This window comes from Paenibacillus sp. FW126-R14 (assembly GCF_058789495.1).
Genome location: NZ_JBYTBS010000077.1, coordinates 1 through 23,836, shown reverse-complemented (window position 1 = coordinate 23,836; position 23,836 = coordinate 1). Strand labels below are relative to the sequence as shown.

The 23,836-nt window shown below is 39.7% G+C and carries 25 protein-coding genes; 7 read left to right on the top strand and 18 right to left on the bottom strand.

Annotation, left to right across the window (positions count from 1 at the left end):
• Window positions 1-494: very short patch repair endonuclease (locus AC3WRW_RS30140; RefSeq protein WP_492549904.1), on the top strand; the 494-nt coding region annotated here is incomplete at its 5' end.
• A 29-nt stretch (window positions 495-523) separates the two neighbouring features.
• Here AC3WRW_RS30140 and AC3WRW_RS30135 read toward each other — a convergent pair.
• The 4 genes from AC3WRW_RS30135 to AC3WRW_RS30120 all read right to left on the bottom strand — a co-directional run bounded on the left by AC3WRW_RS30135 (window position 524) and on the right by AC3WRW_RS30120 (window position 4,522).
• A complete protein-coding gene (locus tag AC3WRW_RS30135; RefSeq protein WP_492549903.1) occupies window positions 524-1,615 on the bottom strand; it encodes a type II restriction enzyme NmeDI-related protein in 1,092 nt (363 codons plus the stop codon).
• Window positions 1,599-2,756, bottom strand: coding sequence for a DNA cytosine methyltransferase (locus AC3WRW_RS30130; protein WP_492549902.1), 1,158 nt, complete (start codon window positions 2,754-2,756; stop codon window positions 1,599-1,601). The genes AC3WRW_RS30135 and AC3WRW_RS30130 overlap by 17 nt, the downstream gene beginning before the upstream one ends.
• Window positions 2,757-3,151: 395 nt before the next feature.
• A complete protein-coding gene (locus tag AC3WRW_RS30125; protein WP_492549901.1) occupies window positions 3,152-3,328 on the bottom strand; it encodes a hypothetical protein in 177 nt (58 codons plus the stop codon).
• Between the two features lie 297 nt (window positions 3,329-3,625).
• Window positions 3,626-4,522, bottom strand: coding sequence for a helix-turn-helix domain-containing protein (locus AC3WRW_RS30120; protein WP_492549900.1), 897 nt, complete (start codon window positions 4,520-4,522; stop codon window positions 3,626-3,628).
• Between the two features lie 163 nt (window positions 4,523-4,685).
• Here AC3WRW_RS30120 and AC3WRW_RS30115 point away from each other — a divergent pair, with 163 nt between their 5' ends.
• A complete protein-coding gene (locus tag AC3WRW_RS30115; protein ID WP_492549899.1) occupies window positions 4,686-5,177 on the top strand; it encodes a nuclear transport factor 2 family protein in 492 nt (163 codons plus the stop codon).
• A 65-nt stretch (window positions 5,178-5,242) separates the two neighbouring features.
• Here the strand turns inward: AC3WRW_RS30115 and AC3WRW_RS30110 are convergent, their stop codons facing one another.
• Window positions 5,243-5,809: a YdeI/OmpD-associated family protein gene (locus AC3WRW_RS30110; protein ID WP_492549898.1), complete on the bottom strand. Its 567-nt coding sequence runs from the start codon at window positions 5,807-5,809 to the stop codon at window positions 5,243-5,245.
• Between the two features lie 87 nt (window positions 5,810-5,896).
• Window positions 5,897-6,361 carry a VOC family protein gene (locus AC3WRW_RS30105; protein WP_492549897.1) on the bottom strand — a complete coding sequence of 155 codons (465 nt, stop codon included), beginning with the start codon at window positions 6,359-6,361 and terminating at the stop codon, window positions 5,897-5,899.
• A 102-nt stretch (window positions 6,362-6,463) separates the two neighbouring features.
• On the opposite strand from AC3WRW_RS30105, the gene AC3WRW_RS30100 reads away from it, so the two are divergent.
• A complete protein-coding gene (locus AC3WRW_RS30100) occupies window positions 6,464-7,375 on the top strand; it encodes a helix-turn-helix transcriptional regulator (protein WP_492549896.1) in 912 nt (303 codons plus the stop codon).
• A 20-nt stretch (window positions 7,376-7,395) separates the two neighbouring features.
• Here AC3WRW_RS30100 and AC3WRW_RS30095 read toward each other — a convergent pair whose 3' ends face one another.
• The 3 genes from AC3WRW_RS30095 to AC3WRW_RS30085 all read right to left on the bottom strand — a co-directional run bounded on the left by AC3WRW_RS30095 (window position 7,396) and on the right by AC3WRW_RS30085 (window position 9,375).
• Complete coding sequence (locus tag AC3WRW_RS30095; protein WP_492549895.1) at window positions 7,396-7,908, bottom strand: hypothetical protein; 513 nt, start codon at window positions 7,906-7,908, stop codon at window positions 7,396-7,398.
• 213 nt (window positions 7,909-8,121) lie between these two features.
• A complete protein-coding gene (locus AC3WRW_RS30090) occupies window positions 8,122-8,568 on the bottom strand; it encodes a hypothetical protein (protein WP_492549894.1) in 447 nt (148 codons plus the stop codon).
• 306 nt (window positions 8,569-8,874) lie between these two features.
• The gene (locus AC3WRW_RS30085; protein WP_492549893.1) at window positions 8,875-9,375 is read right to left on the bottom strand and encodes a hypothetical protein; all 501 of its coding nucleotides are present in this window, start codon (window positions 9,373-9,375) and stop codon (window positions 8,875-8,877) included.
• Between the two features lie 432 nt (window positions 9,376-9,807).
• On the opposite strand from AC3WRW_RS30085, the gene AC3WRW_RS30080 reads away from it, so the two are divergent.
• From AC3WRW_RS30080 to AC3WRW_RS30070, 3 genes are all read left to right on the top strand, one after another.
• Window positions 9,808-9,963 carry a carbon storage regulator gene (locus AC3WRW_RS30080; protein ID WP_076338376.1) on the top strand — a complete coding sequence of 52 codons (156 nt, stop codon included), beginning with the start codon at window positions 9,808-9,810 and terminating at the stop codon, window positions 9,961-9,963.
• 618 nt (window positions 9,964-10,581) lie between these two features.
• Window positions 10,582-10,782 carry a carbon storage regulator gene (locus tag AC3WRW_RS30075; protein WP_492549892.1) on the top strand — a complete coding sequence of 67 codons (201 nt, stop codon included), beginning with the start codon at window positions 10,582-10,584 and terminating at the stop codon, window positions 10,780-10,782.
• A 158-nt stretch (window positions 10,783-10,940) separates the two neighbouring features.
• Window positions 10,941-13,307: a flagellin N-terminal helical domain-containing protein gene (locus AC3WRW_RS30070; protein ID WP_492549891.1), complete on the top strand. Its 2,367-nt coding sequence runs from the start codon at window positions 10,941-10,943 to the stop codon at window positions 13,305-13,307.
• Window positions 13,308-13,435: 128 nt separating this feature from the next.
• Here the strand turns inward: AC3WRW_RS30070 and AC3WRW_RS30065 are convergent, their stop codons facing one another.
• The 3 genes from AC3WRW_RS30065 to AC3WRW_RS30055 all read right to left on the bottom strand — a co-directional run bounded on the left by AC3WRW_RS30065 (window position 13,436) and on the right by AC3WRW_RS30055 (window position 16,770).
• Window positions 13,436-14,140: a response regulator transcription factor gene (locus AC3WRW_RS30065; RefSeq protein WP_492549890.1), complete on the bottom strand. Its 705-nt coding sequence runs from the start codon at window positions 14,138-14,140 to the stop codon at window positions 13,436-13,438.
• A gap of 21 nt (window positions 14,141-14,161) precedes the next feature.
• Entirely contained in the window at window positions 14,162-16,267 is a 2,106-nt protein-coding gene (locus AC3WRW_RS30060) for a sensor histidine kinase (RefSeq protein WP_492549889.1), read from the bottom strand.
• Between the two features lie 143 nt (window positions 16,268-16,410).
• A complete protein-coding gene (locus AC3WRW_RS30055; protein ID WP_492549888.1) occupies window positions 16,411-16,770 on the bottom strand; it encodes a MerR family transcriptional regulator in 360 nt (119 codons plus the stop codon).
• Window positions 16,771-16,889: 119 nt separating this feature from the next.
• Between AC3WRW_RS30055 and AC3WRW_RS30050 the strand changes: the two genes are divergently transcribed.
• Window positions 16,890-17,528 carry a nitroreductase family protein gene (locus AC3WRW_RS30050; RefSeq protein WP_492549887.1) on the top strand — a complete coding sequence of 213 codons (639 nt, stop codon included), beginning with the start codon at window positions 16,890-16,892 and terminating at the stop codon, window positions 17,526-17,528.
• A 294-nt stretch (window positions 17,529-17,822) separates the two neighbouring features.
• Here the strand turns inward: AC3WRW_RS30050 and AC3WRW_RS30045 are convergent, their stop codons facing one another.
• The 6 genes from AC3WRW_RS30045 to AC3WRW_RS30020 all read right to left on the bottom strand — a co-directional run bounded on the left by AC3WRW_RS30045 (window position 17,823) and on the right by AC3WRW_RS30020 (window position 23,691).
• Window positions 17,823-18,293, bottom strand: coding sequence for a hypothetical protein (locus AC3WRW_RS30045; RefSeq protein WP_492549886.1), 471 nt, complete (start codon window positions 18,291-18,293; stop codon window positions 17,823-17,825).
• A gap of 563 nt (window positions 18,294-18,856) precedes the next feature.
• Window positions 18,857-19,264 (bottom strand): hypothetical protein, encoded by a 408-nt coding sequence (locus tag AC3WRW_RS30040; RefSeq protein ID WP_492549885.1) that lies wholly within the window; start codon window positions 19,262-19,264, stop codon window positions 18,857-18,859.
• A 30-nt stretch (window positions 19,265-19,294) separates the two neighbouring features.
• Window positions 19,295-19,648 (bottom strand): DUF6572 domain-containing protein, encoded by a 354-nt coding sequence (locus tag AC3WRW_RS30035; protein WP_492549884.1) that lies wholly within the window; start codon window positions 19,646-19,648, stop codon window positions 19,295-19,297.
• Between the two features lie 36 nt (window positions 19,649-19,684).
• Complete coding sequence (locus AC3WRW_RS30030; RefSeq protein WP_492549883.1) at window positions 19,685-20,173, bottom strand: barstar family protein; 489 nt, start codon at window positions 20,171-20,173, stop codon at window positions 19,685-19,687.
• A gap of 729 nt (window positions 20,174-20,902) precedes the next feature.
• A complete protein-coding gene (locus AC3WRW_RS30025) occupies window positions 20,903-22,000 on the bottom strand; it encodes an HNH endonuclease (protein WP_492549882.1) in 1,098 nt (365 codons plus the stop codon).
• On the bottom strand, window positions 22,000-23,691 hold the full coding sequence (locus tag AC3WRW_RS30020; RefSeq protein ID WP_492549881.1) for a restriction system-associated AAA family ATPase: 1,692 nt from the start codon (window positions 23,689-23,691) through the stop codon (window positions 22,000-22,002). Before AC3WRW_RS30020 ends, AC3WRW_RS30025 begins: the two co-directional genes overlap by 1 nt.
• Window positions 23,692-23,836 lie beyond the last annotated feature (145 nt).

The following is a 23,836-nucleotide window of genomic DNA, read 5'->3' as shown; positions in this document are numbered from 1 at the left end:
TTTTTAGAGTTCTTGATGTAACGTGTGTTTTCTTGATATTTTTATCTTCAAATTTGATTAGGTGGCGATTTCTATTGACTGATGTTCTTACTGAGGAACAACGCCGGAAAAATATGCAAGCAATTCGATCCAAAGATACAAAAATTGAGATAAAAGTAGCAAAAGCGCTTTGGCATAAGGGCCTCCGATTCCGAAAAAATACAAAAGACCTGGTCGGAAAGCCTGACATATCAATAAAAAAATATAAGATTGTTATCTTTATTGATTCTTGCTTTTGGCATGGATGCGAAAAGCATGGTCATATTCCAAAGAGCAATAAGGAATTCTGGCTTAAAAAATTCACACGCAATAAGCTAAGGGATTTAGAAGTCACTCAGCATTATATAGAGAAAAAGTGGAGCATCTTGCGATTGTGGGAACACGAATTAAAAGAAGACTTTGAATCTGCAATAGATAAAATAATTAAGTTTGTGAATTCATCTAAAATAAAATGAGCCCCAAAAGTAGCTAGGGCTCATTTTATTTAATGCAACATATTGAAAGCTGGCTCCATGTAACAATCCAAAAACTCTTCCGTTACTCCCCGAATTTTTCGCTTATTACATAAGAAATAAAGTTCTTCTACTGCCGAATATGGAAAAAATCGTGTGTTTAAAACGCGGTACTGCTCCTTTTGAGCTTCGCGGAGTACTAACCCCCGATCTTCATCAGCTGCGACTATAACGTACCGCGTATTAAATCCCTTTATATGGTTATAAAGTCCAAGCATTCTTTCCAATCCACTTGTTACCCCTGTACTATGCTCTACTTCCATTACTGCAGGCATTAATGCCCCGTTCTTAAACCATATACAATCGATTAACCTGGCGGCATGCGCCGCTTCTGTGTATACGTTCATAATTCTTTCATTTTGGAGAGTTGGAACTACCGATTCCATTTCGCCTATTTTCTTATCTTTATACTTAATACCCATATCATTTTGAGCAATATAAGTACGAAAACCTAGCTGTCTCCCAATTTCAATTAATGCAATTTGAATTTGAGTATGCCTGCGTTTTGTATCAATGTCCATTTCGCCTGCTATAAGTGCATTTTTCAGATCTAGTGAATCAAATGAAGCATACACATTTTCCATTGGCACTTCCGAAACGGAGCCAATTTCCGTATCAAGTGCAACATGTATACCTAATTGATGCGGCTGATCCGGGCGCCATACCAGGTGTTTATGGCCTTCTTCAATAGTAGTCCGTTCGTTGATTATCTGGATTCTTCCTGGTTTACAGAAATAAAACTCAGGTGTATATGCCATTAATGCTTCTAATGCGGAACGGGTGTTATAGCTGCCTCCCAATATTCGATCGAAATTCAATGGCTGGTTAGGAACACATGCATTTGCAACACGCCAAATCATTTGTTTTGAAATAGTTGTTTGTTTTGCCGCTTCAAAAGTTTCTCCGTTAGTTGGGTCCCATCGTTTGATATAGATAGGTCCCTCAGGATAAGTAATCTGCATGATTCTAAGTTGAGTAGGCGTTTCTGGATTAATGTAATTATAAGTCCTGCTCTTTGGCAGTAAACCTATTGCATGAACAATATTTTCACCGGTTACACGCATGTTCCTTCACCTGTACTTTCAAAAAGTCTAAGATAGTTTCAGCAATTCCCTTAGCAGCAAGATATGGGACGCCGTTGCCGACCGTTTTGAATGCATTAGACAAGGTGATAGTTGGCGGCAAAGCATATTCTTTAGGTAGTGACTGTATGGCTAATGCTTCGGCTACAGAAAGTCTTCTGGCTTTGTAAGGATGCAGATGGACTTCGTTATTTCCATAGGCTGCGGTTGGTGAATACCTCCAGCGATGAAGCCTTTTATACGATTTTTTAGAATCGTCCCCTTCAGGAATGACTTTAAACTTAACTAACCCCGCTCGAGGTGTGAAATACATGTCAGTGTTTGGATGGCTATCAACGTTATTCTTATCAAACCAATATTGGACCGTTAGTTCTTCTGGTATTCCTTCCGGTTTTATCGATTGTCCGTATTCGACGAACTCATCTTGCCCTGGAAAGGGAATATTGGATACCTTTTCTCTGGAGAATTTGATATGTTGCTCCCAAGGGAAGACTCCATCGAGATTCTGATTTTCTTTAAGATCGTACCCCAAACTATTTAAATGTTTGTCCAGAATACCAAATAAAATAATTCTTTCCCGCTGCTGCGCAACACCATACTCGATAGAATCAATCAAGCGCTCGGTTGTACGATAGCCATTTTGATGTAATTTTTGTTTCATTTCTTCATAGAAAAACCGATGCTTTTGTGTACGCCAGAGACCCTTCACATTTTCAAACAAGAAAAAATCCGGTTTCTGCTGGCAAATCATTTCAATATAAGTCGCTGTCAACTTCCCGTTATCGCCTTCAATCCCGCGATTCTTTCCACCCACTGAAAAATCAGGACAAGGCGGGCCTCCAATAAAACCTATAAAATCATCTCGTTTACGAGCTAGATCCATTTTTTCGCTAAGCTCATTAATTCCAGCGGAATGGGTAAACTCAGTTACATCCCCTAGCCGATAACCGAACTCAGGCTCATGCAGTTTTAATTGTTGGCGTGAGTACTTATACGCCTCTATGAAAGGTTCGTGAAATTCATTAACAAATGCTACGTTATATCCTGACATTTCAAAGCCCAGATCCAAGAATCCTGCGCCTGAGAAGAAGGAGAAGATCGTTGGTATCTTTTTGACAAACATAATAAACCCGCCTCTACAAGTAAATAGATAATCTTATAGAATTCGACACAATATGTGTTATTTCCTGCATAAAACGAATATCCGGTTTTGTCCATTTTATTCTAATCAAACTATTAACTGCCTCCTGTGCTATTACATCCAGTTACAACGAATTCTCATGACAGCAGTTTTCAACTGATATATGCACTATTCCAGTGCTGTGTATTTCATACTCATCACAACATACGATATCTAACAGAACCTATAAATATCTCACTACTATGCCAGTTCATAAAATTATCTTTCGGTATAAATGCAGGATGTATAGTAGCTCGAACCTTTTTACCATGGAATTTTACGACTTTTAGGATTCTCTCCCATTGTTCCCAGCAAAAATGTACATGATAGGTAAAAGTTCATGCATGCGGAGTATCCTGCTCGGTAACTGGAATAACATGACCGTCATTGTATTCCTTTACAATCAGGCCCTCTTCGGTTTTATAAACAATGTATGTCTCATTAGCTTTAGCATCCAGCTTAGCGCGATCACCAGTGAGTTTGATAAGTTTTTGAAGATCTTTGATTTGATTCATGTTTTCACCGTCCTATAAGCTAAGTATCAGTGTCTTGCTTAAATTATAACATCGATAAACTTATAGTATCTCCTGCATTACGTTAGACTAATAACAAATGGGACATCCCAACATGACAACGATGAACATATGAACATCTATGTGGATGTCAAAAGAGGATAAATAAGCTGACAATCAATTCGATCCGATCATTCCATTTAAAAATCGCAAAGAAGAATAAAGAAGAACCCGAACGATTGCTAAGCTCATATAAAAAAAGTCCTATCCAGCCCAACCCTCAAACAATCCGCAACCCCCTCATCCCTCAACAACAGTATCCTCAACAGCGCCGCGACTCCTCATCACCGAAGGAGAAACCCCATACTTCTTCTTCCAAACCTTCGAGAAATGCGATACATTCTCAAAGCCTGTAGCCAAACAAACCTCCGTTATGGATACTCCGGGATTGGTCAGCAGTTCTTTCGCCTTCTCTAACCGACGATTACGAATCCATTGAATCGCAGGCTCATTATAAATCTTTTTGAATTCCCGTTTGAAAGTCGATAAGCTTTTGCCTGACAAATAGGCCAGATCCTGAAGCGATACGGGGTTTAGCAAGTTCTTCTCCACCACCTCAACAATGCTTGTCGGACGTTGCTGCCTCAGCTGCAGAATTTGGTTCAATAGCCCTTGGTCGGCGTCCAATATATCAAAAAGAAGCTCCAGCATCTTCAGCTTAATTAATTCGTCTTGAATGCCCTCCGGCTCTGCAAAATAAGGCTTGAGAGAAGCCATATAGCTTAACAGTCGCTCATTCACCGGATGAACAGCAGCCGCGGCAGGCGATACAGGCTCGGAAACAGGTAGACTAGATATTTTCATAAAATCATGAAGTAATTCATCCTTCAAAAAGAACATCATGTAATCCAAGATATGCCTCGAATCCGCTTCCCCGTACTTCTCATACTCAACGACGATTCCTTTATGCAAGAGCGCCATTTCGTTTTTCCTTACCGTATATTCCTGATCACCGTGCCTGACAATGTAGACCCCTTCCAGAACAACCATTAGGACATGCTCCTGCAGATACATCCTCCCAGTCTTGATGTCCGAATAGGCGCATGCCCCCATTACCGACAATCCTTTTATCTTCAAAAAGCCAACACTGGCTAGACTCTGAGGCATTTTTACAGCCTTTTTAATTAACGACCCCATTCGTCTCACTCCTTATCTGACTAAAAGATAACATGAAGTCGCCACGGCAATCCAATAGTGAATCGCTGGAATTCAACGTCCGTTCAAATGAGCCGAATTGACAAATAAAATGAGCCGCACGACAAAGCTTTGCTAACTCGACTCGGTTACTATGAGGATAGACGTGACTATAAAAAAAGGTGATGAAAAAATGGATAATGTGAAAGTACGATCCCTTGAAGAAATGGCTGGCCGCGATGCAATACGTGATCTCATTGATGAATATGCCTATTGTGCAGACACGAGGGATGCTGAAGGTCAAATGGCACTGTTTACGGAAGATACGCTTTTTAGAGTATTTATGGATGAACGTCAGTCCGAACCCTCCCAAATCGTTACTAGCAGGAAGGAATTAGCGCCTATTTTTGATAACTTAAATACTTATGTTTCCACCATGCATGTCAATGGCCAAAGTAAGATCATCTTATCTGGCGATACGGCAGTTGGTACAACCTATTGTTTTGCTCATCATTTAACCATTGAAGGCGATGACAAGAAATTAATGGTAGCAGCTATAAGGTATAACGACGAATTCATAAAAGTGAATAATCAGTGGTTTTTCAAAAAAAGAGACCTCAAGGTTGCTTGGATTGAAACTAAACCTCTAAATAGCTAAAAGGCCCTGAAGCTCCGTTTATGTGAAGAAATTGAGGATGGAAAGATTAAACTATCTTCCCATCCTTACCCCTCTAGACGTCCATTATCATTCCATTGACCGTACATTTTGTTTTCTCTCGTATTTGTTATGAACTTGTCCAATCTGCTCTTAAACAATTCTGGCTGATGCTTAATGCTTTGTATCGTGTCGATTCGAACTCTTTTATAAAGATCCGGAAATGCCATGAAATTATCGTACACTTGCTTTTCCTCTTCTAGCCTCTGCTCTATATCTTCATCTATTCTAAAAGAATTGTGATCCATATCAGGAAGAATCCTTCTTCCTTCGTCTGTCATTAACCCCAGCCTTTCGAGGCGGCGGACACGTTCTTTGTTTAATTCCGTCCATGAACTTTTTTTACTTCTTGGAGACAACCTCTGAGCCAGCTCCGTTTCAGAAATTTTCTTTTTGACTCCATCGATCCATCCAAAGCACAAAGCTTCCTCCACCACGTCCAAATATAACAACCTATTAGGGGTAGGCGTCATACTAACCACGACCCAGCAGGACTTTTTAGTCTTTCCATTTTCCTGCAGCCAAAGCCTCACATCTTCCCTCGATTTTGCTGGAATTAGATTTTCAATTTCCATAGATAAGATACACGTTCCTTTCTAGAATTATTAAATAAAAAACGTGAAAAAATGGTCTTCAATTGCAAGACCATTTTTGAGAATGAGTTACTGTTTATTGGAAATGATTTTATCAAGAAACTTATCTGCGTCACTATTGAACTTCCAGGAAACCCCAAACTTATCAACCAGCATTCCAAAGCACGAAGACCAAGGAGTATCGGATAACGGCATGATAACATTGCCACCAACCGATAAATGATTAAAGTATTCTTCCAGTTTATGTTTATCCTCAATGACTAGACTAATCAGGACATTATTTCCCTTCACCAACTCCCCTGTTACCATCTTCATGGAAGGCAAAATATCCGACATCATGATTTTCCCGCCTGCGAATTCTATGGAAGACTCCATAATCATATTCAGCTCATTTTCTGGCAGTGGATAGTTTGGATCTTGTGGGAAATCGCTAAATTTAACTTTTTTCACTTCAGTTGAACTTAAAGCCTCCGAATAAAATTCAATCGCCTGTTCTGCAATTCCATCAAAGTTTAAATATACAATAGCTGACATAAAGCAATACCTCCTTCTTGTGATAAATGTAGTATAATCTACAAAAGGTGACAGCTAATTGTCACCGTTCTTAAATAAATTAACCAACTAAGAGGAGAAAATATGGACAAGGTTGAGAGACTTATTTCTATCATCATGATTTTGCTGAAAAAAAATATCGTTTCAACAACAGAATTCGCCCAATTATTTAATGTTTCCAAAAGAACTATTCTTCGCGATATGGAAACACTGAGCTTATCCAACATCCCGATCTATTCTATCACTGGAGTGCATGGCGGCTACGGTATTATGGATGAATACAAGGTTGATAAACGTCTTTTAAGCAGCTCCGACTTAGAAAATATATTAACTGCGCTCGGCGGATTGGAACAAATTCTAATTAACGAAGAAGTTGAAATTACGATAAGAAAAATAGAGGCGATGGTTAGCCCATTGTCTCTGAAAAATTCAATTCAACTGTCATTTTATGCTTGGGAGGGTCGGTCTGAGATACTTCACACCCTGAAGATCTGTCAAGAATCAATATTAAAGAGAAGGTTAATTTCATTTGATTATATAGATAAAAATGGCACCACGACGAATCGAATTGTCGAGCCCTATCAGCTTCATTTTAGCGAAACGAGTTGGTATCTGAAAGGGTTCTGTTTACATCGCATGAGGTATAGAACGTTTAAATTATCTCGGATCGATAAGCTTACTATGGATGAAAAAACATTTAACCCTAGAGAATATCTATCAGAACAAGAACGCGAAGCAAGTTATCAACCGCAACTAGTCGCTATTCAAGCATTGATTTCCCCTAGCATCAAAGATCAATTCATTGAAAGGTACGGTCGAAAGAGTATTGAACCCTATAGCTCTGAATTTTTATTAGCAACGATTCATGTCCCTCAAAACAGTACGGGATTTCAATTTTTAGCAAGCTTCGGCACAAATCTAAAAATCGTAGAGCCCAAAGCATATGTTGATGACTTTCGAAATTATTTAAGACAAATGATGGATGGATATTCATGAAAAGATCTGATTACCCGCCGTTACTCTGCGTGCAGAATCTTCAAAATTTTTGGTTTGTCTAGTACAACCCACTGATTTAATTCATCGTAATCTTTCACTATAGCTCTTACTACATGACTTGGGTAAAGCCACTCTTTAGGTGTATTCTGACTACATTCGTGATAATCAGCAACTCCAATAGTACTATATTTAAAGATATTCACAATAACACCATGAGGCAAGAAACATTCAATGTACCCCTCAATCTCCTTTCCAATTGGAAGTGCAGTTTTTGTATGCTTCCAATCGTCGTTAAAAGCTTTAAGATAATTAGACCATACTTTTTCAAATTCATTTTCCGTTATTCGTATATAGTTTGGGTCATTGTCATCAACTTCTTTATCTGCTAATGAAAAATGATATGTTTCATGCTTTCGATTTGAAGCGATGCAACTACCATCATCATTAATAATAATCTGCCTGAAAGCTGTCCCTTCCTCGTCGACCTCAAAATACCATGTATCCCTATTTGAAAATGCTTTAAGATATTTCAAATCGCTTCATTTCTCCTTTCTTAAAATTACTCTTGCAGACTGCTTATGCTGTCACATTATTATATCACCTAATTTACAAATTCAGGATAATAGTCTGGCGAGATTGAATATTGCTATTAACGCAAAAAAACCCTCTAAAAAGGGCTTTTCAATATCTAGCATTTGTGCACTCCGCTCCCAAACGGTACATTTTGTATTTAGTCAATCAAGGGGTCAAACAAACCGATTGCAGAACCTTACGAAGGATTCATACGATGTGGAATATACTCGAAAGGGACCGTAGCGCGTATCCATCCCCCCTATCTGCTCTGCGATTTTCCTGTACAGCTTATTGGTGTAAAGATTGCCTTCCGTGGTCGGAATCCGCACTTCCTTCACTGCTTCGTTCATCTCTTTAATATGCTCCGCCAGCGCTTGCAGCCCTCTGATGAATGTCCGGTTGCTTCGGAATTCCTCCACAAAGTAGCTGTTGCCCAGCACTGCGATCTCCTTATTGCTAAACCCCTCAGCCTCCAGGCCGAGCACGAAGCTGCCGATGCCAATTATACGCTCCGCCCCGTCCGTCAGTATGCCGGCCCGTCCATTCCTCATGCAATTTTTGATATCCATGAGCGCGTCTTTAACCTGATAGCCCGGAATAATATTCTGACGATGCTCCACGTAAAATGCCGTATATCGGCTCCATTGACTCGTGCTCTCACATACCTCGAAATGGACCGATCCTGTCCCCTCCCGTCTTTCCCAGTTCATATATGACAAAATATATTATTTATTGATTTTTTACTATATATAGATTATATTTCTATTTATACCGGTATAAGGAGGTGAATTCTATGGGAGCTCCAACCTGCATTTCAACAACAATATCGTCGACAAACAGAGATACCGATCAACAGTAAAAATGGATCTACTCCAGTGGCCGGCAGAGATGCCGGTCATTCGCGTCTCTATATATCTCGCTCAAAGCTAATAGACAGCATCGAACTTAAGCAAACTCTCTATCTTGACCGTATAAAAATCGAGCGTTCCACAAGGCGGCTCCGTCGTCTTCGTCAGCGTCGCGACTTTGCCGAACTTCCTCCTATTCTCCTCGTTTGAAGGCGTGAAGAACACAACTTCCGTAACTTCTCTCGGTGACTCCAGCAAGCGTTGGACTAACATGCGCAGCGCAGCGAGCAGAACCGCTCCGCTCCTCCATGTCTCCTCGATGTACAGCAGATGAATCTCTATCCTGGACGAATCCTTGTAGCCGTCGTCGAGCGTGCCTACTGTATGTGCCAACACGGACGCTATTCTATCTTCCGAGTCCTTACCGACCAAGAAGCCGTTATCCTCCATCGAATAATAAAGCGAGTTCATCACCGTACTCCAGTTATACAGAAGACCAAGATCCGTTCCATGCTCGCATATGAACTTCACACCGAGCTCCTTGTCTGCTTCATTATCTGCGACCGACCAAATGATCATTGGGTTGCACTCCTTTGATTTCATATCCGAAGTGTTACTTCAAACGACTCTTGAATTCATTTTAGCTAAAAAATATACTCATTAACTGAAAAGAAAGCGCTTCACGTTAGGTTTATCTATTACTGAGCGAAATTTATATCAAAAAAATCGGCTTAGGAGGCTACCCATTAGTTATGTAGCCGGCTCCTGGCAGAAGGGTCACCCAACCGTAAATAATATCTAATTGGCGCCGGGAGTCAGAGCTACTGCAAGAGTCGTAGATTTACCAAGTTCATATCAGAAGGAGTCGGCCTTTGTCTTGCTTTATCTCGAGCGCGAACTTAAAGTTTTCTTTAAATTTCATTAATGGGCTAATCTACAATGATATAATACAAGCAGAAGAGGGTTAGGGGGCTGGCTCATTTAAGCCGGATGGAGAAAGGAGTGAGTCTGATGCTGGTCGTTGGAAGAAAACCCGGACAATACATAGTGATCAACGAAAAAATTATCATAAAGGTAATTAAAAGTGAAGAGGGACACTTACGCTTGGCCATTGAAGCGCCAAAAGATATCTCTATCGTTCGCGGAGAATTGCTTAATCAAGAATAATCACAAGTATCTTGGCTTTCTCGTTTCGGCAGCTTTGAACTAGTCCAATAGCTGCAGTTCTCTTGCTTTGGATTCCGCGTTCGTATTTCGAATTGAACCCCCGCAGTAGAATAACGCTCTTGGATATCCCTGGGTCTCTCTCGGCTCCCGTTGATGTCTTTCTCAGCCTCTACAACCAATTTCCCTTCTCCCCCAATAGGATTATTCCCCTTCCGGCACCGGCATTACAGATTGCCAGTTCAAGGAAGTCCCCTTTCAAAGCTTTTAACCCCCCATCTGGCGTTCCATCCTTAAAAAATTATTGAATAACTTTCAAAAAATTTTTCGCAAAAAGACTAAACATTTCAAATAAATTGTCGATATATATATTAATCACATATCCGATTACTCATGGACGAGTAAATACGCATGTAGTTTCAAGGAGGAACATTTGAAACAGATGCCTATTTATTCGTCTTTTTGCTGTTTAAATGTATTTTTTTGACAACTAAATACAATAATTACGAGACTTAGGATGAGCAAATAAGTCGCCGTCATTCTTCAGGAGGAAGAAGGGCAGCGACCTGTTTGCTCATTTTTTTTATGTCAATTTAATAAGCGGAATAAGGGGATGAGCCAATGCTCGTGTTAGGGAGAAAGCCCGGAGAATATGTGCTGATCGACAACAACATTATGGTAAAGGTCATTAAGAGCGATGAAGGCCATTTACGCTTGGCGATTGAAGCACCGAAGCATATTTCTATTATTCGTGGAGAGTTATGGGAAGAACACAATATAGCCTTAGAAACGGCAAAAAAGGTCGAGGCCCCTGCCACTTAAGGACGAGTGGTGAAGTCAAGGAAGATAACAGTTTGACTTACAAATCCTTGTTTTGGATTAGCGCGCAATCCATCAATGACTTGTGAGTGCAGGGTATGCGCTTCAAAGGATGCAAACGGATAGGCATCCTCAAACACACCACATGGAGGTAATGAGAAATGAGAATTAACCACAACATTGCAGCACAGAACACGCACCGCCAATTAGCGGGCAACACAGCAGCAGCAGGCAAATCTTTAGAGAAATTGTCTTCCGGTCTTCGTATCAACCGTGCGGGCGACGACGCTGCAGGTCTTGCGATTTCCGAAAAAATGCGAGCACAAATCCGCGGATTGGATCAAGCACAGCGCAACGCGCAAGATTCGATTTCCCTGATTCAGACGGCGGAAGGCGCGTTGACCGAAACACATAGCATCCTTCAACGTATGAAAGAACTCGCAACGCAAGCTGCCAACGATACGAACACTGCCGATGACCGCAGCGAAATTCAGAAGGAAATCAACCAATTAACAGCAGAAATTAACCGTATTGGTAGTACGACCGAGTTCAACACGAAAAAACTGTTAAATGGGGATATTTCGGAAAAATCCGGTGTTGTAACGATTGATAAGACAACTAGTCCTTTCAATGCGGGAACGACGACTATTTCGAATCCGGATTTAGATAAGAACAGTTCTCTGAAGGCAGGAAATTATACAATAGATGTTACAGACACAGTAACGAAATCCGCAACCCATACTGCTGATAATGCAATTAAAAACGTTAGCGTTGGAGCAAACTCAACTCTAAACAGCGGCGATTATGAAATTCGTATTGGCCAAACGCAAACGAAGAATGCATCGCTTGATACTCCAGCCGGCTCTGTAACAGGCGTTTCGATTACTCCTGGTTCTACTTTGGCTAACGGTGCACATGAAGTAACAATTACAAGAAGAGATTCTGTTGCAACCGGCGCATTCACCGGTGCCAATACAGGTCTTACGGCCGATGGTATTACGGTTACAGGTAACAACCCAGTGTCTGGTAGCTTTGATGTAAAAACTACAGGCGTTTTAGGTACGGTAAGCAATGGTCCTGGTGTTGGCGCAGGTGCGACTGGTGCCCTTACTTTGAGTTTAGATAATCCTTCGGCACTGAGCAATGGAGTAGGATATCAACTTGCTTATGCAGATGAAGGCAACGGTATTTTTAGTGTTCAATTAATGGATACCGACGGCACTACAGCTTTAACAGACAAAGTTATTCTTGATAATAACGTACAAAATTATCAATTCAAGGCATTCGGAACAACCAATGACTTTGGTGTGAGCTTTAAAACCGCTACTGGGGTTAACACCACATTAACTGGAGCTAACGCAGCCGGAAAACACCAAACTTTTGATGTAAGCAGCACAGTTACATTAAGTAAAGGCGGCAGCACTGTAGGTACTACATCTATTGCTGCAGGCGCTGCTGCTGGTAGTGTAACGATTGGAGATTTCACGATTGCCCACGGTGTTGGTAACACAATTAAAAATGGAACTGATAGCTTTACTGTCACTAATGATCTTGCAGCATCATTTGACGGCGGACCTGCAGTAACCTTTACTGCCGGCAGCACAGTTACCTTCGCAAACGGAGTAAGCATTGATACGCGTGCTGATAGTACAACGTATAGCGCTTCTAACACTTATGACCTTACCGTTGGTACCGCAACCGCTTATACGGCAACAGTCCACGATGCCAATGGTGGCGTTGTGGTTGGCACGCAAACCTTAACGGATGGCGGCACTTATAACCTGGGTAATGGTGTAGATCTTACGATCGGTACACTTACTGGCCCTACTACACATGCATTTAGCGTTACTGCCGCAACAACGAAAACCGCTACGCTGACAAACACAACAACTGGTGATACGACTACGAAATCTGATATTGCAGCCAACTCCACGATCGATTTTGGAAATGGCCTCAAAGTAAATATGGGCGCAAAAACGAATGGTCAAGCCGCTTTTGCAATTGAAGGTGGCGTTGAGGACAGATCCTTGTCGATGCAAGTCGGAGCAAACCAAGGTCAGTCCTTGTCCATGAATGTTGCAGACATGCGTGCAAGTGCTCTCGGGATAGCTTCTTCTGATGTATCTGCAGTAATTAAAGATAAAAGTGGAAATGTGATTACGGGCGCTGCTTGGACAACTACGAAACAAACCAATAATGGCACCGATAACGTTAATGTTGAGTACTCCCTTGATGTTTCGGATGCGACTAAGGCTTCTGCAGCAATCAAAGTACTAGACAACTCCATTAATGCTGTATCCGCCGAACGTTCCAAATTAGGTGCATACCAAAATCGTTTGGAGCACACCATTAACAACCTTGGAGCTGCTTCTGAAAACCTTACTGCCGCTGAGTCGCGTATCCGCGATGTGGACATGGCGAAGGAAATGATGGAGTTCACTAAGAACAACATTCTTTCTCAAGCAGCACAAGCAATGTTAGCTCAAGCCAACCAACAGCCGCAAGGCGTACTGCAATTGCTCCGTTAATCAAAAACAACCTCCATCTCCACTTTATCATGGTGGAATTGGAGGTTGTTTTGCATGAAGTCTGGGATCCTCTCTCTAGCTGTAACGTGTTAGCGGCGGCTGTCGTAGTCACACCGCCAACCTTAACGCTATGTTCGCGCTTGCGGCGCACTTCTGGCAACCAGCATATATCCGGCCCCCCGAATCGTAATGATTCTCTCAGGATTGACAGGGTCAACCTCTATTTTTTTACGTAAATTACTGATGTGTACAGCGACCGTTCTCATATCCTCCAGACTCTCCATTCCCCAGATGAGCTGAAACAACGTATCGACAGTGACGACACGATTAACGTTTTGTGCCATGTAGGACAGTAGACTGAACTCTTTTTTCGTTAAAAAAATGGGATCACTACCCATGATGACGGACTGGGCGTAGTAATCCAGCGTCACACCCGGCAACTCCAGCAGTTGTTCCTTCCTGCCCGTCGACACTCTGCGAAGGTGAGCCTTAATCTTAGCCATGAGTACTCCTGGACTAAACGGTTTGGTCACATAATCGTCGCCGCCATAGGATAATGCGCTGATTTTGACCTCGTCCTCCTCACGGCTGCTCAGAAACACGATCGGCGCATTCGTGTAGCTGCGTGCGTTCCTGCACCAATCAATGCCGTTTTCATTAGCCAGCAGTACATCCAGCACAATCAAATCCGGCTCGAACGACTCAAGCAGCTTCATGGCTTCTGTTCCGCTATAGCTGTAGGAGCATATGAAGCCCTCACGCTCGCAATAAGCCTGAACAATCTCGCATATATTGGGATCATCATCGACGATCATAATTTTGTGCATGTTCATCACACCATCACCTTTTTTCTTCTACAATACAAGAATACAAGGAAGCGATACATAGAATATCGACCCCGTCTTGCCGTCGCTCTCCGCTCGAATCGTCCCTCCATGCGCTTGTACGATTTCCCTGCAAATCGCCAGCCCGAGCCCGCTGCCCTCTACCCCGTTCTCCACGCCCGGTCGATCATACTTGTAATTGCGATCGAAGATTTGCTCGAGCTGATCTGGAGGAATACCCATGCCAGAATCCTGCACGCTAATGATCGCATAGCGGGTATGATTCACTTCGTACACAGCTAGCGCAATACGCACCAACCCACCTCTAGAGGTGAACTTCATCGCGTTCGACACTAGATTAAACAACGCCTGCTCTAATCTTTGCGCATCCATTTCGACAACAGGCACGTTAGGGCGTTGATCTTCCACATCTCTGAAATCCAGCCTGAAATCCAACCCTGCGTCACGCACAACTAATTCATATTGTTCATAGAACCGGCGCAAGAAATCAACCACATGAACCTGTTCCACTCGGTACGAAACTTGTCCCGTCTCCAAATGCGACAAGAAGGACAACTCCTCGATCATGAGGTTAACCCTTATCGTGTTATCCCGGATATACTTCAAGTACTGTTCATTGCGCTCCGGCTTGACTCTGTCCCGCACAGCCTCGACATAACCAAGCATGCTGGACAGCGGCATACGCAGATCATGCGTAATATAGGCAAGGAGCTTCTTTCTCCCTTGCTCGGAGTGAAGCAAACGGTCATACGAAGTGCGGAGATCATCATGAGCTGTGGATAAGGCATGAGTACGTTCCTGTACGATCCGTTCCAAATTCATATTCATTTCAGTCAACTTGTCGTTAGCGACCCGCAGCTGACGTGTAATCCTCTCTTCGTTCGATGCTGCCCTCGTGAATCTTGAAGAAAGCAGAATCATCTGTGCGATCGTAAACACCAACAGACCAAGAGGAGATGTATTTCCGATTCGTGACCATTCATTGTAATATAAAAAATCGTTGACGACAGTAACTAAAGCAACCATCGACACCAGCAGGAAGAGTAGCGCTCCCTCCATACGCCACACAGCTGCTTTGACCAGCCCAACCATCAGATAAACCATATGCAGAACAACCATCACACCGATTATCGGTAACAATTTTGTATATAAAAATGCAGGGGTCACCACGACAACGACACAGAATGCACCGGTAACGATCCGAGTGCCAAGATGAAACCAACGCGACACATAATTCGGAAAAATGCTATCAAAGTACCTCGTCATGATATAACCAATGCTGCAAAGAATCAGGTACTCGATCTTGAACTGCAATCCCCATGGAAAAGCTGGCCACCATTGTGTGAGCAAGAGCTCACCGACCAGCAAGGATCGGATACCGGACAACGTGGTGAACAGACCAAAATACAATGGAGCCCTGTCTTTGCGTCGCAGTCCGAACAACAGCAGATGATATACGCCAATCACTAGCAGGCTTGCGGTGATGAACATTTCAGCGGCGATTCTCAGATTTGTCCTGACCGTTAACACATCACTGCCGCCGAGCTCTATATACTTGGTGATGCCGCCTCGCTTATGATCGAAGTTGGCTACTTGCATAACCAGCTCTACCCTGTCATTCTCGGGCTGGAAGAACACCAGCTTCGTTGCCAGATGCGGGGTCACGCTACTCTTGTCCTGACCAACTTCACCAACTTCTTCCAGCAGTTTACCATTAACCCATAACTTATACGCATGAAAGATGGTAGGCATCCGCAGAGCAAGCCGCTCATTCCTATCCTGCTCGCTAAGTTGGATGACTAACCGAAAGGTTGCAAAGCCTGTACCGTTCAGCTGCTGACCATCTAACCGATAGCCTAACCAGGAGCTCGGGATGCTGATCCAGCGGTCATGATTCCCGTCCCTTGCTAAGCGATTCTGAATGTCCTCAGGCGATAGTAGCTCTTGCCAGTAGAACTCCCACTCCCCTTTTAACTTTAGCGGATTCTCGTTGACATGAGCCTGCGTTAAATCCAGTAAGCCTTTTTCACTTTGGAACTTAGGGGAGTCCGGTGCAGAGATAACGGCATAGCTTACAATCAGACCAACAACAACGGCAGCAGCTATATAAAACATGATAATACGAGAACCGTATCGGAGAATACCCCTCATGATGAAAACGACCCCAATCTACAAGATGCGCAATAAGTTAGTTAATTATCTAAACAATAACATCATTAAAGGAAAATGTGAAAAACCGTCCGCTCCCGGACGGTCCATTAACACTGTGTTTGAAAATTGGCTTTTCCTTCTAAGATCGCATGCAAGAATTTTTTCGACTTTCTCAATCGCTGCTGGACATCTTCAATTTCTCTAATTTTTTGTTCAACAATTTTTTTCTTTACTTCGTATGTTAAATTAAGTTCTTGATTGACTAGCACGCATAGCTCCTCTATAGAAAAGTCTACGGATAAAAGTGCCTTCACATCATTTAGAAATTCAACAACTTCTTCAGCATAAATACGATAATTATTGACATCCCTTTTCACAAATGTGTCTGGAATTAGGTTCTTACGTTCATAGAATCTCAGTGTTGATATGGGCAGACCCGTTAATTTTGAAACATCTTTTATTTTCATAATAGGACCTCTTTTTATTCACTTGCTATAAACCTAGGTTCATAGTTCATAATGCGAATATGATAACAAACGACATACACAATGTCAAAAAATTCAATGTTATCAAAAGGAGAGCTCCTATGTTTAACCATATTCAAAATAACGATTTCGCCAGTATAGTCAAGGGACGACGTTCCGTTCGTCATTATGATGAGAACTTTAAAATATCGAAGGAAGAGTTAAACGAAATGATTTCGGAAGCCAGCTTGGCTCCGTCCTCCGCCAATATGCAGCCTTGGCGCGTAGTCGTGGTCGACACTCCGGAAGGAAAAGAAAAACTTAGGCCTCTTGTCCGGTTCAATACAGTACAAAATGATACATCATCGGCCATGTTATTAATTTTTGGTGATACTGAAAGCTATTTATATGCTGAAGAAATTTACAATCAAGCCGTGGAAGAAGGAAAAATGCCAGCTGAAGTACGAGATCGTCAACTCGGAACAATTTTATCGATGTATCCGGCTCTGCCAAAAGAACTCAAAATTGAAGTTGCAAAAATCGATAGCAGTCTCTTTGCAATGCAGTTAATGTTAGTAGCTCATGCACATGGGTATGATACGAATCCAATGGCAGGCTTTGAAGTTGACCAAGTAGCTAAAGAATTCGATTTAGATGAAGAACGCTATGCTCCAGTAATGATTATTTCAATAGGAAAAGCCAAAGAAGAAGGGCATGAGTCCGTTCGATTAAGTTCTGACAAGATTACATTTTGGAGGTAACTTTTGATTAAACATTTCGCCGACGGGAGGCGATAGTTCATTCGATGCAAACAGCGTTCAATCCATGACTGCCGCTGTTTTTTCATTTCATCGGCGAAAAGATTGTTTTCTACTTCTAACCACGAAAAATTGGGACGCTTGTTTCAGCGTCCCTAATTCGTACCCGACCGATTGTCGGTTTTATTACATCATGAGAGTGCTCCTTTATTGCGATAAATGCGGATCAAGGACGCTCGGCAACTCTACGTCTACTACCAAGGTTCATGGCGGCCAGAAATACTATCTGTGCGGCAGTTACATTAAATCACTTCTATTTAACTCAAATTTGTTAGTGATATTCTTCTCGCCAGAAGCATCAATAATTTCACTGTTAAATTGAGTAAGTTCAACTATTAGACGACAATAATTCAATATATCCTCCTTCTCAAATGATGTTTGTCCTTGATTCTTAACCGTCTGAATACCCTTCGCAGGGAATCTGTAAGAAAACAATTCTCTGTACCCTTTTGCTTCATCTAGTATTTCTTTTACTCTATTTCCCATACTCTGAGAGATGATTCGAACTTCTTCATATGTCTTATTGATTATGCTGTTATGTGTAGCCGTAATTAATTTTCCATTATTCCATTCCACAAAAGGATTAGCAAATAACAATACTCTACTCGTATTAATTGAATAATAATAAAGATATGGCTCAACTATTCTTATGTTAGTTTCTGATGCAAATCTTGCTGAATTTAATAGGAGAGTTGATGAGAGAATCATTAGGATAAATAATTGCGAAGAGTCCATTGAATAAATTTTTATTCCAATTTCTTGTAATAGTTGATTATTTTCGCTTTAGTCGATTTGAGTATTTAACTAGTTCTTCATTGGTAAATCTGTCAGGCAGTATCAAGTATTCAAATCCCGTATCAACACCTGTAATATCCCTTATCTACATTTGCTATTTTCACACCGCTCCCGCTATTGAAAATAAATTTAAATGCTGCTGGGTTGCGATAAACTTACCACTAATTATAAGCTCTCATTTTAATTAAAAACCTACTAAAAGTCAGTTTTATTGCTAATTAAAAATTTAGTATTTTTTCTTAATTCGTGATTATATCCATGAGTGTAGAGATTCTATTCGTTTCTTTGATATTCCATAAGTGAAGATTATTATATTTTCAGAGTTGTTTCATCATTTTATATGCACTAAACCAATTGTATTGTCCCTTTGTTATATGTAAAGTATTGTAGCGTTTATTTATTGCTTTATTAATATTAATAGTCATTCATAACCCTCTTTTTCTTTTTAGTTATAATAAAATCCATGTTTTATTTAACTATGAAATCAAGAAATCAACTTCCTCAATACTAACGACTTCAATATCATTACAATAAAATTTAAATTCATCCTCTTTTTCTAAATCTCTAACAAGATACTTTAATGAGTCCCATCCTCTATCTGAAATATCCAGAATTTCAAATTCACTCAATTGAATTATTGTTCCTCCAGCAAATAAATGAAAACTCCCTAACTTCTTGAAATGAATAGTGACCTTATATTTTCTAGAATTATGCTTTGGTATTAAAACAAAGTTAACAACCAAGGTTGAGTAATTATGAACATCGTACAAAGCAACAGTATGAATTTCAGTCGAATACTTCACATCCAACATATATTTCAAATCATGAAACCTAAAATCAGCCACCTTATCCGTGATTAAGTCAATTTTTTTAATACCTAACATATTGGCTTCACCCCAAATAAAATTGCTCTTTTATAAGATACTTTTCCATGTTCCGTCATCGGAGTTTACAACCTTACAACTAAACCCAAACCCTGCTTTTTTAATTATGTTGGAAGTATACAGCAAGAAATCCATTGCTTTATTAGATACTTCATGTTTGAACGATATGCTTATCTCAATTTCTTTGCCAGTGGCTTTAGGATATTTTTCATTAATTTCCCCACTTTCGATAAAAGCAAGATAGGAGTTAATTTTTTCTTGTAGTAGATACAAGTGATTTAACTCTTCTGACCAATCGTGCGCGTCAGTTAGCGTTAGTGTAATATAGCCTGATTGTTTGTCTATTCCAATAAAATCAATAACGTTGGTTTGCTCTAATGACATTTTTATCTACCTCTCGTCCATAAAATCGTACTTTCATTAAAGTCCTCTGCTCTTATTAAGCCATTCTTCATTATTCCAAAGTACAGGCTTTGTCCCTACAGATTGAATATGTAATTGAGGGTCATTGGAATGTAAAAAAGCCAACATTTTTTTCTGATTTCCAACTAGTAATCTCCATGAGTTATCTTGGATAATGTCCAATACATGATAAGCTGTGTCTTTACATCTTTCATTGAATTTATCGAAGTTCTTGAAAACCAACACCAAGCCTTCATCATTAGGAACTATATCAGAAAGACAATCATTAAAAGCATCTAAGTTCCTCCCAAAGTAGTTAGAAAACCCTAGAGTTTTGCCAATTTCAATTAAACAAGTGTTTTTATCCCATTCATTACAGTCAAACAAGTATATATCAAATCCTTCTTTTCTTATGCTTTCAATGAATTTCTCCAATATGCTTTCCCGCCAAAACATGATGATTGAACCATTTACCATTATGGACTTCCATAATTGTTCTTGCTCCACGTTTCCACTCGCTCCTTAGAAACCCCTTTAATAAAATCATTCTTTTCTTAACCCTTATAGATTGCTTTATGCTGTCAAATTATTATATCACCAATTTACAAATTCAGGATAAAAGTCTAGCGAGATTGAATATTGCTGTTAACGCAAAAAAGCCCTCTAAAAAGGGCTTTTCAACATCTATCGTTGTTATCGTATCGATACTAATAAAAGGAATATCTTCCCTATGACATTAACACTTAATATGAGAGGACAACCCACATTGACTTCTCACTCGTTTTTTCCTTTCCAAACCAACAGTGAACAACACTCCACATGCACCGTATGCGGGAACATGTGAGAGTTGTTTGGGTTCTGTGTTAGTTGGATAAAACCCTTGATTTATAAGGGTTTTAACTAAGACGTATTGTTCAATTTGTTTAAGTTTTATTGGTTGTTGACGATGTTCGTCAACAAGGCGTCAACAAAACAACAACTGGATTGTATTATCCCAAAACAAACCCCGATCCATCACCGCGATTGGAGACACAATTCAGTTCATATAAAAATGTAGCCCCCTAACAGGGAAGGTCTCGGTAAATTGGGATGAAATTTAGTGAATTGAAAAAAGGAAAAGTATAGTATAAACCAATGCAAAAAAAGTCGTGTAACTCATTTCCATACCATTTCAATATTAAAATTAAAAGGAAATATCAAGATACTTATATCAATATACTTTTTTTAATTCGTGGTTCACAAAATAATATTACTATCAAATAACCTCATTGTGTTACAGGCTTCAAGAAATGGCTTTTTTAAAAAATTTGTATCAGCCCACGGGTTTGATTGAGCAGCTCGTCTCACACCGTCTAATAATTCCATTGATGACTTACCATGATTTCTGCATTCTTCCCTCACCTGGTTAAACCAATACCTACCATCATTCTTTTTTCTTAATTTGTCCTTATAACGATCTTCGATCCCAAAAATCTCCACCCATGTATTAACTTCTTCTTGGTACGCAGGTGAGGTAATTTTCAAATGAATATCATCTGGTTTTATATGATCAATATCAGTGGTAGATAATTGAACCTCAATAGAGATATCAACTGACTCAGTCATATATGGATAAAATGATTTCCTTCTACGCTGATCTTTAGTATAAAGTGGATTTCTATGAGGCATTTGATACAAAGGGTCTTGTTTCAATTTATAGGTTGAATTACACTTGTGACACATAGGAGCCAAGTTTGTGAAATTTATTGAATTGAATGGATAAATACTTTTAGGCAAGTAATGATCATAAGCTTCTCTTCTCTCGGTATATGGACCATCCATATCACTTAATCCACAAAAAGGACAAATCTCTTCATCATTTTCTAAAGTAAACAATTGATAATGATCATGGATTGTTCCAATTCTATCCTGCACGTCTTTTAGATGCATTATATTCTCAAATAAACTTAAAAAAAACTTTTTTAAAAATTCTGCAATATTTGGGTGGATACTTTCTAACTCCTGATATGTTATAGGGGAATTACTAGTATTATTACAACAAATATCATTTATTGAATTATTATTTCGGTAATTATTTGCTAACTTATCACGTTGATCCGCGTCTAGCTTAGTAAACAAGTTAAATACCTTCTCAATTGGGCCATACAAATAATCCGTTTGAATACGGTCATTAGTATAAATTGCCCAAACCAAATCCTTCAATTCAGGACAACCATTTAATTTATCTAAATCAAATTCCCCAGTTGCTTTACACCACACTTCTAAAAATAGATAATTCACATATTCCTGCAATTTCTCTAAAGTATGGGGAACATACGTATATGCAAATAGCATTATTGATTCTCACCTTTATTTAAAATACTATTTATGAAGATCAGTTTCTCAACCGAATCACCTAACTTCTTATTTGCTTCACCAATTATGTTTCTATCATTTTCCCCTGGTTTCCATCTGGTTTTGATATCATGCAACATTTGATCGGCATATTCGCCTATCGTCTCCCTTTTTCCAAACACATCCATTGTAATTTTATTAATTGATGCGCCAAAGGTATTAAATTCTGGCCTAGATACAACAATATTTGAATTGTCGAGATCTTTGTTAAAAATCAGAACGTGTTCAGGCCTACTATCGGAAATTAAAAAGGGTGTATGTGTCGTAATCAACATTTCACGCATGACATTTTGGGCTTTACCATCTCTGAAACACCCTCGTAACCTCGAAATAAACTTAGCCCTCCAATTAGGATTAAAGTGAGTGTCCGGCTCGTCAAGTAGAAACAAGCAATTTTCCTCTTGGAAAAGTAAAGAAAGTCCCAATGCATGTAAAAACTGATGTTCACCATCTGAAAGAGATTTGCTGTAAACAATATCCAAAACCCCTTCCTTATCAAGCACAACATCCTTAAATCTCATAATTCTTTCATCAGACTGTAAAACAGGTATTGTCTCATTGACATATAGACTTTCTGACTCATACAAGTCTTTTTTTAATCTCTCATTAACTGCATATAAATTAAGTGTTAATAATATTTGAAATGTTTCAAATAATTCAATTGCCGTTCCAAAGTGCAATCGGAATGCGGCACGAGTATTTTCATCGACGAAAAAGTCTAAATAAAGACTTTCCGAGTCATTATCATACCAAGAAGCAGTTGTACATTTTTTTAGCTTTTCAATTGATCCATTTAATTGCTGTGTTATGTTAATAACATGACGTTTAAAGCCCGCCTCGCTTTCTCTAGCTTCCACAAGAACCTCTGGAAATTGGATTTCCATTTTTTCATGGATATCTAAATATTGACGTATGATAATTCGAAACGATTTTATACCTTGTATACCAAGTTCCTCTTTAAAGGGATTTAAAACTTTTTCATTCTGTAACAGCAAATTACTTAGAATGATAGCTTGATTAAATTCCTGATCTAGATAATGAAGACGTCCTTCTGGCTTTTGATAACCTGATTGTTCGATAAGCATTTCTTTATACTCATCAAAGTGGATAAATCTCATTTTAAAAAAAGGAAGGCTCAATATTTGATTCTCTCCTGATGAATATCCGACTATATATGTTGGAAGTATCTCTTTGACTTCTAATCGACTTAACTCAATTTCTTCATTGTCCTCTATCCAAACGACTTTTGGATTTTCATAAAGCTCCTTAATTATTTTTATACGAGCTAATTTATCCTCACCTTCTTGGGAATAAGGAGCGGGAATGAAATACTCCAGCTCAAAAGCATTCGGTGTAGAAATTTCTTCCTTAAACCCATTGGCGTTTGTTTCTTCATCATATTTAAAACTTTCAGGCCAATAGTCACGATAGATACATTCCATATGAAAAAAAATATTGGCTAGCGCTTCTAACACGTTAGACTTTCCACTACCATTTGGACCGGCTAATATATATGGATTAAAGTCAAGACTTTTCTGGTACTCCCAATCTCTTAAGAAAAAAATCTCAAATCCTGATTTCAGACTTCTGAATCCTCGTGGATCATTAATTTTTAGACGGATTAATTTCATAACTATTCACCGTTAGAAGTATTTCTTTTTTTTCTAAGTCAAAGTTTTGTACTAAAAAAGTTTTATCTTCTTTTAATATGCTAAAAATCATATTTTTCACTTCATCATATCTGGGTTTCTCGTCATATCTCATGTTCATTAAATC

Bases quoted from the DNA above. Each gene is read 5' to 3' on its own strand.
- AC3WRW_RS30075 (WP_492549892.1), top strand. From the start codon at position 10,582: ATGCTCGTGTTAGGGAGAAAGCCCGGAGAATATGTGCTGATCGACAAC.
- AC3WRW_RS30120 (WP_492549900.1), bottom strand. From the start codon at position 4,522: ATGGGGTCGTTAATTAAAAAGGCTGTAAAAATGCCTCAGAGTCTAGCC.
- AC3WRW_RS30135 (WP_492549903.1), bottom strand. From the start codon at position 1,615: ATGCGTGTAACCGGTGAAAATATTGTTCATGCAATAGGTTTACTGCCA.
- AC3WRW_RS30055 (WP_492549888.1), bottom strand. From the start codon at position 16,770: ATGAAAATAAAAGATGTTTCAAAATTAACGGGTCTGCCCATATCAACA.
- AC3WRW_RS30110 (WP_492549898.1), bottom strand. From the start codon at position 5,809: ATGGAAATTGAAAATCTAATTCCAGCAAAATCGAGGGAAGATGTGAGG.
- AC3WRW_RS30020 (WP_492549881.1), bottom strand. From the start codon at position 23,691: ATGAAATTAATCCGTCTAAAAATTAATGATCCACGAGGATTCAGAAGT.
- AC3WRW_RS30045 (WP_492549886.1), bottom strand. From the start codon at position 18,293: ATGATTCTCTCATCAACTCTCCTATTAAATTCAGCAAGATTTGCATCA.
- AC3WRW_RS30040 (WP_492549885.1), bottom strand. From the start codon at position 19,264: ATGTTAGGTATTAAAAAAATTGACTTAATCACGGATAAGGTGGCTGAT.
- AC3WRW_RS30125 (WP_492549901.1), bottom strand. From the start codon at position 3,328: ATGAATCAAATCAAAGATCTTCAAAAACTTATCAAACTCACTGGTGAT.
- AC3WRW_RS30025 (WP_492549882.1), bottom strand. From the start codon at position 22,000: ATGCTATTTGCATATACGTATGTTCCCCATACTTTAGAGAAATTGCAG.
- AC3WRW_RS30060 (WP_492549889.1), bottom strand. From the start codon at position 16,267: ATGTTTTATATAGCTGCTGCCGTTGTTGTTGGTCTGATTGTAAGCTAT.
- AC3WRW_RS30050 (WP_492549887.1), top strand. From the start codon at position 16,890: ATGTTTAACCATATTCAAAATAACGATTTCGCCAGTATAGTCAAGGGA.
- AC3WRW_RS30080 (WP_076338376.1), top strand. From the start codon at position 9,808: ATGCTGGTCGTTGGAAGAAAACCCGGACAATACATAGTGATCAACGAA.
- AC3WRW_RS30070 (WP_492549891.1), top strand. From the start codon at position 10,941: ATGAGAATTAACCACAACATTGCAGCACAGAACACGCACCGCCAATTA.
- AC3WRW_RS30130 (WP_492549902.1), bottom strand. From the start codon at position 2,756: ATGTTTGTCAAAAAGATACCAACGATCTTCTCCTTCTTCTCAGGCGCA.
- AC3WRW_RS30085 (WP_492549893.1), bottom strand. From the start codon at position 9,375: ATGATCATTTGGTCGGTCGCAGATAATGAAGCAGACAAGGAGCTCGGT.
- AC3WRW_RS30065 (WP_492549890.1), bottom strand. From the start codon at position 14,140: ATGAACATGCACAAAATTATGATCGTCGATGATGATCCCAATATATGC.
- AC3WRW_RS30105 (WP_492549897.1), bottom strand. From the start codon at position 6,361: ATGTCAGCTATTGTATATTTAAACTTTGATGGAATTGCAGAACAGGCG.
- AC3WRW_RS30035 (WP_492549884.1), bottom strand. From the start codon at position 19,648: ATGTCATTAGAGCAAACCAACGTTATTGATTTTATTGGAATAGACAAA.
- AC3WRW_RS30100 (WP_492549896.1), top strand. From the start codon at position 6,464: ATGGACAAGGTTGAGAGACTTATTTCTATCATCATGATTTTGCTGAAA.